11 protein-coding genes are annotated in these 13,113 nt (G+C 73.9%); 4 read left to right on the top strand and 7 right to left on the bottom strand.

Going from position 1 to position 13,113, the window contains the following annotated elements; all coding sequences use genetic code 11:
• The first annotated feature begins 38 nt into the window (after positions 1-38).
• Genes ACIRS4_RS10165 through ACIRS4_RS10155 form a run of 3 tightly spaced genes read left to right on the top strand, consistent with a single transcriptional unit; the run spans position 39 to position 2,612 of the window.
• Entirely contained in the window at positions 39-941 is a 903-nt protein-coding gene (locus tag ACIRS4_RS10165; protein WP_404192705.1) for a 5-dehydro-4-deoxyglucarate dehydratase, read from the top strand.
• A complete protein-coding gene (locus ACIRS4_RS10160) occupies positions 938-2,194 on the top strand; it encodes a glucarate dehydratase family protein (protein WP_404192703.1) in 1,257 nt (418 codons plus the stop codon). Before ACIRS4_RS10165 ends, ACIRS4_RS10160 begins: the two co-directional genes overlap by 4 nt.
• Positions 2,195-2,231: 37 nt before the next feature.
• Positions 2,232-2,612: a PPOX class F420-dependent oxidoreductase gene (locus ACIRS4_RS10155; protein WP_404192700.1), complete on the top strand. Its 381-nt coding sequence runs from the start codon at positions 2,232-2,234 to the stop codon at positions 2,610-2,612.
• A 50-nt stretch (positions 2,613-2,662) separates the two neighbouring features.
• Here the strand turns inward: ACIRS4_RS10155 and ACIRS4_RS10150 are convergent, their stop codons facing one another.
• The 4 genes from ACIRS4_RS10150 to ACIRS4_RS10135 form a co-directional block, all read right to left on the bottom strand.
• The gene (locus tag ACIRS4_RS10150; protein WP_404192697.1) at positions 2,663-5,434 is read right to left on the bottom strand and encodes an alpha/beta hydrolase family protein; all 2,772 of its coding nucleotides are present in this window, start codon (positions 5,432-5,434) and stop codon (positions 2,663-2,665) included.
• 174 nt (positions 5,435-5,608) lie between these two features.
• Positions 5,609-6,022 carry a Zn-ribbon domain-containing OB-fold protein gene (locus tag ACIRS4_RS10145; protein WP_404192694.1) on the bottom strand — a complete coding sequence of 138 codons (414 nt, stop codon included), beginning with the start codon at positions 6,020-6,022 and terminating at the stop codon, positions 5,609-5,611.
• 172 nt (positions 6,023-6,194) lie between these two features.
• Complete coding sequence (locus ACIRS4_RS10140; RefSeq protein WP_404193101.1) at positions 6,195-6,899, bottom strand: TetR family transcriptional regulator; 705 nt, start codon at positions 6,897-6,899, stop codon at positions 6,195-6,197.
• A gap of 135 nt (positions 6,900-7,034) precedes the next feature.
• On the bottom strand, positions 7,035-7,883 hold the full coding sequence (locus ACIRS4_RS10135) for a bifunctional methylenetetrahydrofolate dehydrogenase/methenyltetrahydrofolate cyclohydrolase (protein ID WP_351098575.1): 849 nt from the start codon (positions 7,881-7,883) through the stop codon (positions 7,035-7,037).
• Between the two features lie 226 nt (positions 7,884-8,109).
• Between ACIRS4_RS10135 and ACIRS4_RS10130 the strand changes: the two genes are divergently transcribed.
• Positions 8,110-8,856 (top strand): peptidoglycan-binding protein, encoded by a 747-nt coding sequence (locus tag ACIRS4_RS10130; protein WP_404192691.1) that lies wholly within the window; start codon positions 8,110-8,112, stop codon positions 8,854-8,856.
• 29 nt (positions 8,857-8,885) lie between these two features.
• On the opposite strand, the gene ACIRS4_RS10125 is transcribed toward ACIRS4_RS10130, so the two are convergent.
• The 3 genes from ACIRS4_RS10125 to ACIRS4_RS10115 all read right to left on the bottom strand — a co-directional run bounded on the left by ACIRS4_RS10125 (position 8,886) and on the right by ACIRS4_RS10115 (position 13,023).
• On the bottom strand, positions 8,886-11,264 hold the full coding sequence (locus ACIRS4_RS10125) for a SpoIIE family protein phosphatase (protein ID WP_404193098.1): 2,379 nt from the start codon (positions 11,262-11,264) through the stop codon (positions 8,886-8,888).
• 139 nt (positions 11,265-11,403) lie between these two features.
• Positions 11,404-11,784 (bottom strand): hypothetical protein, encoded by a 381-nt coding sequence (locus tag ACIRS4_RS10120; protein WP_352251673.1) that lies wholly within the window; start codon positions 11,782-11,784, stop codon positions 11,404-11,406.
• 321 nt (positions 11,785-12,105) lie between these two features.
• Positions 12,106-13,023 carry a MurR/RpiR family transcriptional regulator gene (locus tag ACIRS4_RS10115; protein ID WP_404192688.1) on the bottom strand — a complete coding sequence of 306 codons (918 nt, stop codon included), beginning with the start codon at positions 13,021-13,023 and terminating at the stop codon, positions 12,106-12,108.
• Positions 13,024-13,113: the final 90 nt, after the last annotated feature.

Raw genomic sequence — 13,113 nt, 5'->3', positions numbered from 1 at the left:
CTCGCACCGACCCCCCCACCCGCAGACACGAGGGATACATGAAGTTCCAAGGAGTGCTGTTCTTCCCGGTCACACCGTTCGCCCAGGACGGCTCGCTGCACGAGGAACGGCTCGCCCAGCACATCGAGGCCGGCGTCGCGGCGGGCGCGGGCGGCGTGTTCGTCGCCTGCGGGACCGGCGAGTTCCACGCCCTGACCCCGGACGAACTCGAACGCGCCACCCGCGTCGCCGTCGAGACCACCGCCGGGCGCGTGCCCGTCCTGGCCGCCGCCGGCGGCCCGGCCCCCGTCGCCCGCGACCACGCCGTACGCGTCGCCCGCGCCGGCGCCGACGGCTTCCTGCTGCTGCCGCCCTACCTGGTGACCGCCCCCCAGCAGGGCCTGGTGCGCTACGCCGAGGAGGTCACCGCCGCCACCGACCTGCCCGCGATCTTCTACCAGCGCGGCAGCGCCCGCCTCACCGAGGCCACCGCCGCCGAGATCGCCGCCCTGCCGAAGGTCGTCGGCCTGAAGGACGGACTCGGCGACCTGGAGCGGATGCACCGCGTCGTGCGCGCGATCCGTGCACACGACGCGGACTTCCAGTTCTTCAACGGCCTGCCCACCGCCGAGATGACCGCCCCCGCCTACCAGGGCATCGGCGTCGGCCTCTACTCCTCCGCCGTGTTCGCCTTCGCCCCCGAGATCGCCCTGGCCTTCCACCGGGCCCTCGCCGACGCCGACGAGGCACGCGTGAACACCCTCCTGGACGAGTTCTACGGGCCGCTCGTCGCCCTCCGCGACGAGGTCCCCGGCTACGCGGTGTCCCTGGTCAAGGCCGGGGTGACCCTCCGCGGCCTCGACGCGGGCGGTGTCCGCGCCCCCCTCGTCGACCCCACGCCGGACCATGTCGCCCGGCTCGCCGAACTCATCGACCACGGCCTGGAGGTGGCCGCAGCATGAGCACCCGCGACACCCGCATCCGCGAACTCCTCGTCACCCCCATCGCGTTCTCCGACCCGCCGCTGCTCAACTCGAACGGCGTCCACGAACCGCTCGCCCTGCGCGTGATCCTCCGACTCGTCCTGGAGGACGGCACGGTGGGCCTCGGCGAGTCGCCGGGCGGCGAGGCACGCCTCGAACGGCTGCTGACCGCCGCCCGCACGGTCGTCGGCATGGACGTCTTCGACACCACCGCGATCGCCGCGGCGATCGACGCCGCGCTGCTGCCGTCCGTGCCCAGCTCCCACGAACGCGGCTGGACCACCTCGGCCGTCGAGGTCGCCTGCCTGGACGCCCAGGGCAAGCTGCTCGACCGCCCGGTCAGCGACCTGCTCGGAGGCCGGGTCCGCGACAGCGTCCCCTTCGCCGCCTACCTCTTCTACAAGTGGGCCGAACACCCCGCGCTCGACGGCCGCCCGGCCATCGGCGACGACTGGGGAGCGGCCCTCGACCCGGCCGGCGTCGTCGAGCAGGCCCGGCTGATGCAACAGCGGTACGGCTTCCGCTCGTTCAAGCTCAAGGGGGGCGTCTTCCCGCCGGACGAGGAGATCGCCGCGATCAAGGCGCTGGCCGAGGCGTTCCCCGGGCAGCCCCTCCGGCTGGACCCCAACGTCGCCTGGACGGTGGAGACGTCGCGACACGTCGCCCGTGAGCTCGACGGCGTCCTGGAGTACCTGGAGGACCCCACCGCCGGCATCCCCGGCATGGCGGAGGTCGCCGAGGACGCGCCCATGCCGCTGGCCACCAACATGTGCGTCGTCGCCTGGGAGCATCTCAGGCCGGCGATCGAGCAGAACGCCATCCAGGTCCTGCTGACCGACCACCACTACTGGGGCGGACTGCGCCGCACCCGTGAACTGGCCGCCGTGTGCGAGGCGTTCGGGATCGCCCTGTCCATGCACTCCAACTCGCACCTGGGCATCAGCCTGGCCGCCATGACCCATGTCGCCGCGGCCATCCCGAACCTGGACCACTCCTGCGACACCCACTACCCGTGGAACAGCGCGGACGACGTGATCGTCCCCGGCGTCCTGCACCTGGAGGACGGGGCGGTGAAGGTGCCGACCGGTCCCGGACTCGGCGTGGAACTCGACCCCGACGCCCTGGAACGCCTCCACCGCCGCTACCTCGACTCCGGCATGCGCGGCCGCGACGACACCGGCTACATGCGGCGCGTCCAGCCGGAGTACGAACTCCGACTGCCCAGGTGGTGACGTCCCCTTCCAGTGCCCCGGCACTAGACTTCGAGGTATGGACGCAACGGCGGTGGAGGCGCTGGCGGCGGGCAAGTACCTGCTGGTCACCAGCTATCGGAAGAACGGAACGCCCGTCGCCACCCCCGTGTGGGTGGTGCGCGACGGGGACACGCTCGGCGTGTGGACGGTCGCCGACTCCTGGAAGGTGAAGCGGATTCGCGCCCGCGCCGACGTCCTGGTCGGCCCCTGCGACGTACGCGGCCGGCCGACCGGGAGGCAGACGCCGGCCACCGCACAGATCTGCGACGCGCCGACGACCGCCCGCTACCGCTCGCTGATCGCCCGCAAGTACGGCCTCACCGGCCGCCTCGCGCTGCTCGGCAGCCGGCTGCGCCGGGGGACGACCGGGACGGTGGGCATCCGCATCACCCTGTGAGGTGCGGGGACCGGGCCTCACACGGCCCGAGCCCCGCACACACACGCGCCCTACGACGCGTCCAGCACCGTGCCCGTCAGCGGGGGCGCGTCGGGCCGGGGGACGCCCTGAAAGTCGTCGAGCTGCATGCGCAGCGACTCCGCCGGCTCGGCCACCTGGTCGGTCACCGTCGGCACGGTCAGGTCGACGCTCGTGGCTCCGGCCGGGATGTCCAGCCACAGCCACAGGGCCTCGGACAGCGGGCGCTCCGGGTCGGCCTCGACGCCCTGATCCAGCAGCCACTGCGGGTCCAGGTCCTTGGTGGACAGCTCCGCTCCCGAGTCGACCCCGGTCAGCTCGACGGGCATCCCCAGGTCCACGCCGGCGCCCTCGGACAGCGTCAGCCGCCAGGACAGCGCCTGCCCCTCGGTCACCCGGTCGGCGAGCGGCGTCGCGGTGATCTTGGGCTCGGGGTCGTCGTTCTGCGCGGTGACCCCGCCCCGGTGGGAGCCGACGACGGCGCCCTTGACCGCCTTCACGGCGATGTCCTGACGGAGGTCGTAGGCGAACAGGGTGTCGCCCTTCACCTGGACCGGCACGTCGATGGCGTTGCTGCCGGGGCGTACCGTGACCAGCTTGTCCGTGCCGAGCCCGGTGGCGGGGTCGAGGACGTACACGCGGACCTGGCCGGCGCCCTGCCCGGATATCTGAACGGGGATCCGGTAGGTGCGGGTGCCGGAGTCGCCCTCCTTGACGATCGTGCGGCCGACGTCGACGCGCGGCAGCTTCGCCGCGCGCACCGCCGGAGTGCCGGGCGCCCAGCCCCAGGCGTCCATCAGCCACGCTGTCCCGGACGCCGAACGCGGCGTCAGGTCGAGGGACTTGACGTGCCTCAGGTCGAGCTTCGCGCGGACGGCGGCGGTCAGCGGGACACGCACCTCACGCGCCCAGTACGAGGAGGTGCGGTTGCTGCCGGGCAGCCCGTCCACCCGTACGGCGCCCAGCGCGGCCCGCCGCCCGGCGGCGTCGGTGACGGCCACGTCGAGCCGGGTGCCCGAGGTGTTCGGCGGTACGAAGAGGCGCAGCGCCAGCTCCCGGGAACCGGCGAGGGACAGCGGCGCGGCGGGCTGCACCCGGGCCGTCGTGCCCGGCGCCGACCAGTTCAGCGCCACGGCGCGGCGGCCGGTCTCCGGTGCGGTCTCCCACCACGCGAAGTGGGGTGACCTTCCGTCCTTCTCCGCGTCCAGACAGGCGGCGGCGGGGTCGAAGTCGACGGCCGAGCAGAGCCGGGCGCCGGTCACGGTCACCGGCCCGTCGGGGAGGAAGCCGCCGGTGCGGCGCGCGCCGACCGCGTGGCTCAGGACGCGGGCGGGGTCCGCGGAGGGGGCCCGGCGGCCGGAGCCGTCGAGCAGCGGACGCGCCCGGTCGTCGCCGGCCACGAACAGCCGGGCGGCGGCGGCGATGTAGGTCGCGCCGGCCCGGTGCTGCTGGTCCGCGGTGAGCCGGGTGGCGGCGCCCGTCGCGCACACCGGGTCCGGCCGGTCGTCGTCCGCCATGAAGTCGTCCCAGGCGGGCGCCGTGGCCGTGCCCGGGGTCCACTCGCTGTTGAAGTAGTTGTGGTTCGCGCCGACCATGTAGAGCGCGCTGTGCAGCGCGGCGCCCTTGCTGACGCCGCGCGTGCCGTCGGCGTACACCTCGCCCTGGAGGTCGGACACGTCGCCGTCGCAGCCCGGCAGGATCGTCGCCGACGGCACGTCCGCGACCGGATTCTGGCCGAAGATCGTCGGTCCGATGAGGACGGTGCCGCGGATCTTCCAGCGCACCGGGCCCTTGTAGCCGTCCTGGGCGGCGGGCGCCGGGTAGAGGCTGTCCATCGCGGCGCGGTTGACGCCTTCGCCGCCGCGCGAGTGGCCCACGAGCAGCACACGCGACAGGTCCGCCTTCGGGGCCTCGCGGACGGCCGCGGGGGCGCCGGCCGGGTTCGCGGCCCAGCCGGCCCAGCGGGCGAGGTGCTGCCGGACCAGGGAGGACCGCGCCTGAGCGCCGGCGTCGTCGACCTCCGCGTCCTGGCCGTTGATTCCGTTGGCGGAGATCGACACCGTCACATAGCCCTGGGAGGCCAGCAGTTGCTGGTCCTTGACGTACCCCTTGTGGGAGGGGATGGGCTGGGTGCCGGTCGGGCAGGGCCACTCGATGGAGATGAACTCGGGGTCGTCCGGCTTGAAGCAGGTCGTGTGCCGGCCGTGCAGGAACAGCGCGAGCGGGCGCTTGCCGGTCGCTCCCTTCGGCGCGACGACGACGGCCTGCATCTCCACCGGGGCGGCGAACCCGGGCAGCTTCACCGGGTCGAGGGCGTACTCGCCGGTGACGGTGCGGTACTTGCCCGTCTCACCGGGGTCGACGGAGTTCGCCGGCAGCGCGGCGGGCGGCTGGACGGCGGCCCGTGACCGCCGGCCCGGAGCGGCGGATCCGCCTGCGGGCGCGTCCAGACGGCGGCCGGCGGCCACCACGCTGAGTTCGTTCAGCGGGGCGCCCCCCGCCTCGTCCAGGGCGAGCCGGAACGTGTGACCGTCCTTGTCCGGCTTCGGCACGCCCAGCAGCCGGTTCGCCGCGTGGAACTCCACCCGGGCGTCACCGGCGGGCACGCGCGTGGGCGAGCGCCACACCAGCTCCCGGGCGGCGCCCTGGCCGCTGATCCGCCAGCCGGTCGGCAGCGCGCGGTCGGCCGACGTGGTCGACGCTGTGGATTCGGACGGGGGGCGGGCCTGCGCCAGTCCTGGTGTTCCCGCCAGGGCCGCCAGCGCGGCCACGGCGGCGACACCTGTTCGCCGAGCACGGATCAAGGGTCCACTCCTGAAGGGTGAGAGCGGGAGCCCCTTCCGTGTCGGGAACTCCTCGCGTCACGGAGGAACCCCGATCACGCCTGCGGGTTGCCTGCGGCCCGGAATCGAACAGGCGGGACCGCAAGGATCCGGTCACCGCCGCAGCTCTCAGGGCGCGGATCTGCTGAGCGGGCGTCAGTGCCAGCCCCGGTACGGCTCGTCGACGAGCTGGAAGACCGGCTCGCCCCGGACCGGGTCCTTCGCCGTGGACAGCCGGACACGGTCGCCGCTGTGGACGCCGATCAGCGGCCCCATGACCCTGCCGCGCACCACGAAACCCTCGGCCAGCTCGATCAGGGAGACGTTGCGGGCGGAGGGGGTGTTGCGGTGCACCACCGTGGCGTGACGGACCGTTCCCAGGCCCTCGCTGCGCTCGGTGAGCAGCTCGCTGCCCTGGCACACCGGACACAGCAGTCGGTGGTACATCGCGGTGCCGCACCAGGTGCAGCGCTGGAACCAGATCGCCTCCGCGTCCGTGCCCCGGCGGTCGAGAAGACCCGCAGAGGAGCCGGCTGTCGGCTGAACGGCGCTTCCTGAGTGGTGGTACACGCTGTCAACTCCCTGCACATAGGCCGGAATCCACGTGCTCGGATCACCCGTGCACGGACGTGCGCGGTTCACCGTGCCACCGTGCACCCGCTCAGCGTATGGCACTCAGTGCCACTCGTAAAGGCACTGCGTACCCCGAATATTCGGGGCTCACGGACGATCCCGGCCGGGCTCAGTCCCGGGCGAGGGCCGTCTCGATCTCCTGCACGACCCGCCACAGCGGTGCGCCCCGCCGCGACACCACCACCACGACGTCCTCGGCGTCACCCGCGCCCGTGGACCCGTACGCGGCGCCGGGCGGTTCGGGAGCCGGGGCGGCGGGCTCCCCGCCGAACGCCGACTGCACATACCCCAGCGCGTGGTCCACCGTCGCGCTCGCGTCGCCCCGTCCGTCCGAACGCAGCCATGAACGCAGGGCGTTGTTGTGCGCGGCGACCACGGCGGAGGCGATCACGTCGGCCCGCAGGCTCCCGTCGGCCCGGCCGGCGAAGCGGGCGCGCAGGTACTCGGCGAGGGCGCGCTCGTAACGCCACACCACCGACAACTCGTACGCGCGCAGCCCCGGCACCTGTTTGGTGAGCCGGTAGCGCTGCACGGAGAAGGAGGGGTTCTCGGCGTACATGCGCAGCACGAGCCGGGCGGCGTCGCACACCCGGCGCACCGGCTCGTCGGTGTCGCCGCTCGCCGCGAGGAAGTCGGTCATGTCGGCCAGGCAGCGCTCGTGGTCGGGGAAGACCACGTCCTCCTTGGAGGGGAAATACCGGAAGAAGGAGCGCCGGCCCACCCCCGCCAGGGTCACGATGTCGTCGACGGTCGTCTGCTCGTAACCCCGCTCCAGGAACAACCGGAAGGCCGCCGCCACCAGTGCGTCCCGCATCGGCGGCTTCGGGGCGGCCTGCTCCGCGCGGTCACTGCGGTCACTGGCGCTCATGGCAGGGAACGTAACACCCGGCCGCCCCCGATGGCACTCAGTTCCCTCGGGAGGGGGAACCGAGTGCCCGGGCTGTCGGCCTCACTGCCGTTCCGCGGCCTCCACGACGTTGGTCAGCAGCATGGCCCGGGTCATCGGGCCCACGCCGCCCACCGGCGGGGCGAAGGACCCGGCGACATCGCTCACGTCCGGGTGGACGTCGCCGAGGATGCCCTCCACGGTGCGGGTGAGGCCCACGGAGAGCACGGTCGCGCCCGGCTTGATCCAGTCCGGGGTGACCAGGTGCGCCACACCGGCGGCGGCGACGACGACGTCCGCCACACGGGTGTGCGCGGCGACGTCCTGGGTGGCCTCGTGGCACAGGGTCACCGTGGCGTGCTCGGTGGCACGGGTCAGCATCAGGCCCAGCGGGCGGCCCACGGTCACGCCGCAGCCGATCACGCAGAACTGCTGGCCGGTGATGGGCACATGGTTGCGGCGCAGCAGATCGATGATGCCGCGCGGGGTGCAGGGCAGCGGGCCCGGGATGCCCAGCACCAGCCGGCCGAGGCTGGCCGGGTGCAGGCCGTCGGCGTCCTTGACCGGGTCGATCAGCTCCAGCACGGCGTGGGTGTCGATATGGGCCGGCAGCGGCAGCTGCACGATGAACCCGGTGCAGGCCGGGTCGGCGTTCAGCCGCAGCACGGCGGCCTCGACGTCGGCCTGGGAGGCGTCGGCGGGCAGCTCGACGCGGATCGACGCGATGCCGACCTGGGCGCAGTCCCGGTGCTTGCCGCCGACGTAGGAACGGCTGCCCGGGTCGTCGCCGACCAGGATCGTGCCGAGCCCCGGGGTGATGCCGCGCTCCTTCAAGGCCTGCACACGGAGGGCGAGTTCGCTCTTGATGTCGGCCGCGGCGGCCTTGCCGTCAAGGAGTGTTGCGGTGGTCACGGGAGTCGCGAGCCCTTCAGGAGACTTCGGCGGACGGTAGGGGGACGCCTTGCGGACCGGGCCCACACCCCGGTCCCCACCCGCCATCGTACGTCCCGCCCGCCCCGTGCCCGCCGCCCGTCCGGTCCCGTCCGCGCCCCGCGCGTACGCTTCCCGGACCGCCCCGGCTGAACCCCCTCGCCCGCGCGCCCGTATCTCTTCCCGGGGACCACCGGAAGGAGAGAGCGTGCCGACACCGGACGGACCCGGACAGCCGTACGAGCGCCAGGTCCTGGAGCCCATCCGGGTCCTGCGACCGCGCAACACCGACGCTCTGGCGGAGCTGTTCCGCGAGATGACCGAGGACACCGACGTCTACGAGGCGGTGCCGCTGCCGCCCCCGCGGCAGCCGGGCGCCGAGGCGGACACGGAGGAGCTCCCGCCGGTGAGCCGCCGCGCGTCCGGGCGGGAGCGCGTGCGGCCCACCCGGCGGCGCGCAGCCGACGCGCGCCGGTCGCCCGCGGAGCCCCGGCCGGACCGGCTCGCCGGGCCCTACCCGGACCGCACCGCCGGTCCGCACCGACTCGCCGTCGTCTCGCTCGCCGTGCTCGCCGCGGCCCTCGTCGGCTTCGCCTGCGCCCTGCTGCTGCCCGGTCGCGCCCAGCAGGCGGCCGCGCAGACCCCGCCGTCCGCCCCGGCCGCGCCGACGGCCGCCGAAAGCGTCCCGGTCGCCTCGCCGGAACCGTCCGCCCCGGCCGACCCGGACGGCGCCGGGACCCTGCGTGAGGGCGACACCGGCGCGGAGGTCACCGACCTGCAGCAGCGGCTGCGCCGTATCCCGAACGTCTACGACGGCGGAGCCACCGACGGCCGCTACGACACCGTCCTGACCGAGGCCGTGGCCCGCTTCCAGCTCTGGTACGGCATCCGCGGCGACGAGAGCGGCGTCTACGGCGACGACACCCGCCGCGACCTGGAGTCCCGCACCGGATGAGCACGCCCGGGCTGCGGCCGGCAGGACGCCTAAGGCTCCTTCTCCTCCTCGTCCGTCGGCACCCGGATGTCCAGCACGCACACGTCGTCGCGCCGCTCGGGCTCCAGCATCGCGCCGAGCAGGCTGCCGAGCGGCGTCGGGCCGAGCGCCCCGGAGGCGGTGGCGGCGTCGGCGAGCCGCTCCAGGCCCCGGTCGATGCTCTCCGAGGGCCGCTCGACGAGCCCGTCGGTGTACAGCACGACCCGGTCGCCGGGCCGGAGCCGGCACTCCGCCTCCTCGTAGCGCGGGTTGTCGCGCGCGCCGAGCAGCATGCCGTGGGGCCGGGCCAGGTAGCGGGCCTCCCCGTCGCGCAGCAGCAGCGGCGGCGGATGCCCGGCCTGCGCCCACAGCAGCCGCCGCCGGGCGGGGTTGTAGCGGGCCAGGATCATGGTCGCGGTGCCGTGCGGGTCGCGGGAGTGCAGCAGCAGGGCGTTGAGCCGGACCAACGCGCCGGTCAGCGACGACCCCGTGATGATCATGCCCTTGGCGGTGAAGCGCAGCAGCGCCATCGCGGCCACGGCGTCCATGCCGTGCCCGGCGACGTCACCCACCACGAACAGGGCGTCGCCGTCGGGCAGTTCGATGGCGCTGAACCAGTCGCCGCCGACATTGAGGCCGGACTGCGCGGGCAGGTAGGCGAGGTCGACGCGCAGCCCGGCCACCTGGACCGGTCGTCTGGGCAGCGGCAGCAGCGCGTCCTGGAGGCGGGCGGCCATGGTGCGCTCGGCCTGCAGGACGCCGTGCTGGGTGAGGATCGCCCGCTCGCTGGCGACGAGTGCGAGTTCGGCGCTGCGCTGAGCGGTCAGGTCCTGGAGGAAGCCGTGCACCTCGACGGGCCTGCCGTGGACGTCCGACACCGTCTCGGCGACCGCCCGCAGATGCCTCACGCCCTGGCGGGTGAGGATGCGGAACGGCACGTCGCACGGCCGCCCCTCCCGCACCAGCTCCGCGATGGCCCGGGTGAGCAGGGGCGTCTCCTCGGGCAGGGCGAGGCCGGGGAGCTGGGCGAGGGGCACGGCGCCGTGGGCCGGGTCGCGGTCGAGGATGGCGAAGACCTGGGTGGACCAGTTCATCTCGCCGGTGACGAGGTTCCAGTTGGCCCAGCCGAGGTTGCCGAGCCGCTGCACGTCGGCGAGCCGCTGCTCCTGCCGGTCGGAGGGGTCGTGCCGGACCCAGCTGACGACCAGTCCGTCGCCCAGTCGCGCGGCGCGCGCCGACACCGTCGCCAGATCGCCCGTGCCGGCGACGGTCTGCTGTCGGGCGAACGGCTCGCTCTCGAAGGGCTGTCCGGAGGCCAGCGAGTCCAGGCAGCCCTGCCAGAGCGGTTCCTCGGTCACGGTGGGCCAGCACTCCAGGAAGCGCAGCCCGAGCAGTTCGCGCCCGCAGCGGCCGACGGCGTCGAACGCGCCGGCGGTCGCCGCCTCGATGCGGAAGTCCTCGACGTCGCCCGCCCGGGTGCGCAGCGGGGACAGCAGCACCGCGGGGACCGGCAGCCGGTCGAACACCGTCTGCACGGATTCGGGGACCGTGCCGAGCGTCGGGTGCCGTCGGGGCCCGAAGGTGCGCAGCGCGCCCCCGGCCAACCGCGCGGCGGACAGCAGCTGTTGACGGACCTCAGGGGTGAACGGGCCCTCGCGGCGGCGCAGTACGCCGAGGACGACGTCGGTGGAGTCCCCGGACGGCACCGGCAGCCAGGCCCGGCTCGGCCACCGGACGGGCGGGTCGCCGATCAGCAGATAGCGGGCCCGGTCCTCGCGCGGGTTCTCCAGCCAGCGGGGCTCGCCGGCGTCCAGCGCGTCGAGGGCGGCGATCCCGGTCAGTGGCGGCACCTGCCTCCACTGGCCGGCCAGCACCTCGTCGACGCCGGCGTGACCGACGAGTTCGAGTCCGCCGCCGGGCAGCCGCGCGAAGATCATGACGGCGTCGGCGTCGGCGCCGGGGGCGAGGTGTTCCAGCAGACAGCGGGCGAGGTCCTGGGGGCCGCCGACGTGGACGAGCGCCTTGCCCAGCCGGCCCAGACCGGCGGGGTCGGCCGGCTCCTGGTCGGCAGGCGGGTACGGGTCCCAGGCCGCGGGGTTCTCCTCGCGGCTTCTGGTGACCGCGGCGTCCCCGGCCGCCTCGTCCGGGCCGGCGGCGGTCCCGCCCAGCCCGCCGAGGGTGACCCAGCACTCCTCCAGCAGCGTCCGCCGTGCCTCCTTGGCCCGCCGGTGCAGCTCCTCCTGGGCGGCGTCGGGGGAGCAGCCGGTCAGCGCCATCACCGCGCCCTTGGCCCGCTCCAGCACCGCTGAGGTGGCCGCCAGGTTCTGCAGCCGGTCCATCTCGGCCCGCTGGCGCGCCACGATCCGGGTGAGGGCCGCCATGTCGGGCATGGGGCCGGACTCGGCGGGCCGGGCGGATTCGCTCGTCACGGCACGAGCATGGCACATGCACCCGCATTTGATCGCGGTCTTGCGGCAACCCTGTCACCGGCGGCTATCCCGTGACGGGGGCCGGAGCGGAGGATGTCGTTCAGCGTCCGGGGGAGTGTTCCACGAGTGCCTCGGTGACGGCGCGGACGCTGCGGGCGATGTGCTGCAACTGCATGACCTCGGCCGCGTAGAGCTTGATCGTGTGCTCGATGACGGATTCGGGCATGCCGAGCCGCGGCAGGTCGGCGCGCGCGGTCTGCAGCGCGGTGCGGGCCACCCGGATCTCGTGCTGGACCTGGATCTGCGCGTGGCGGGCCAGCAGGACCGGGTGCCGCAGCAGCGCCGGGTAGCTGGCGTAGCGCGCGGGCACCAGTTCGCGCAGCCACTTGGCCGCTGAACGCTCCCAGTCGTAGCTGCCGGGGTTCTTGACCTGGCACGGCCAGTCCGGGCTGATGCGCGTCGTCGTCAGGGGCATGATCATCGCTTCCGGGTGTGCGGCGTCGTGACGGACGGGTGGTCCGACGGTGTGGGGCGGCCCCGGCCTAGGGGAGGACCGGGGCCGCCACAGGGCCTCGCCGCCGGCGAGGCCCCGGACGCCCTCGCGCCGACGTGGGTAGGGACGGCGGCTTCAGGTGTCCGTTCGTGAGCCCTTGGCGGGCGGGTGGGGCCGTGGAGCAGTATTTATATATGCCGTCTGCTTTGCAAGACGTATGAAAACATTCATGCGCGAAATGCCCGCAATGATCCCTCTGTGTCGATCCGTGACCGGGGGTGCGGGGAGGGACGGCGGACGCCACCGCGCCTACTCGCGCAGGAAGAACTGGTGCTGCTCGGCGATCTGCTCGTACTCCTCCAGCCGCGCCTGGGTGCGTTCGGGCCCCGCGTCGGTCATGGCCTGCAGCAGCGCCGCGGCCATCACCCCGGGGGCGGCGTAGGAGTCGAAGACCAGCCGGGAGCCGGTCCCGGTGGCGAAGGTGACGTCGGCCTCGTCGGCGATCGGCCCCAGCGCCAGGTCCGTCACCAGCGCCACCTTCAGCCCCGCGCCGCGCGCGACCCGGACAGCGGTCAGCGTCTCCTGGGCGTGCCGCGGCATCGAGAACGCCAGCACCCAGGTGCCCCCGGCCTCCCGGGACTGCAGCAGCGCGTCGTAGGCGACGCTGCCGCCCCGCGTCACCAGCCGCACGTCCGGATGGACCCGACGGGCGGCGTAGGCGAAGTACTCGGCCAGCGAGACGGAGATGCGCAAGCCCAGGACGGTCAGCGGTGCCGATTCCGACAGCTGCCGGCCCACGTCGATCACCTGGTCGGGATCGGCGAAGTCGCGGCGCAGGTTCTCCAGGTTCTCGATCTCCGCGTCGACCGCCGCCTGGAGTTCGTTGCTCCGGTTCACCTCCGCCGGGCCGCCGGCCAGCGTGCCGAGCGCGATCGACTGGAGCTTCTCCCGCAGCGCCGGATACCCGCTGAAGCCGACCGCCGCCGCGAACCGGGTCACCGACGGCTGGCTGACGCCCACCCGGTCCGCGAGATCGGTGATCGACAGGAACGCGGCCTCGGTGATGTGCTCGATCAGGTACTGGGCGATGCGCCGCTGCCCCGGCGACAGGCGGGGCCCGTCGAAGAGCGCCCGGAGCCGGGACGTCGGGGACACCTCCGCCGGCGGACCGGTCCTGCCCGAGGTGATCGTGGATGCCTGTGCGCGTGCCTGCTGAGGCGATGGCACCGGTGGTCCTCCTTTGTCTCCCACGAAGCTCAACATAGCCCACGGACCATGCCGGCCCGGGGTCGTGAGCGGCGGGTGCGGGCGGGCCGG

It is taken from the genome of Streptomyces sp. NPDC101166 (assembly GCF_044768125.1).
Lineage (GTDB): Bacteria > Actinomycetota > Actinomycetes > Streptomycetales > Streptomycetaceae > Streptomyces.
This window is presented reverse-complemented; position numbering and strand designations above follow the sequence as displayed.

Bases quoted from the DNA above. Each gene is read 5' to 3' on its own strand.
- ACIRS4_RS10120 (WP_352251673.1), bottom strand. From the start codon at position 11,784: ATGATCATGCCCCTGACGACGACGCGCATCAGCCCGGACTGGCCGTGC.
- ACIRS4_RS10125 (WP_404193098.1), bottom strand. From the start codon at position 11,264: ATGCCCGACATGGCGGCCCTCACCCGGATCGTGGCGCGCCAGCGGGCC.
- ACIRS4_RS10155 (WP_404192700.1), top strand. From the start codon at position 2,232: ATGGACGCAACGGCGGTGGAGGCGCTGGCGGCGGGCAAGTACCTGCTG.
- ACIRS4_RS10165 (WP_404192705.1), top strand. From the start codon at position 39: ATGAAGTTCCAAGGAGTGCTGTTCTTCCCGGTCACACCGTTCGCCCAG.
- ACIRS4_RS10140 (WP_404193101.1), bottom strand. From the start codon at position 6,899: ATGCGGGACGCACTGGTGGCGGCGGCCTTCCGGTTGTTCCTGGAGCGG.
- ACIRS4_RS10160 (WP_404192703.1), top strand. From the start codon at position 938: ATGAGCACCCGCGACACCCGCATCCGCGAACTCCTCGTCACCCCCATC.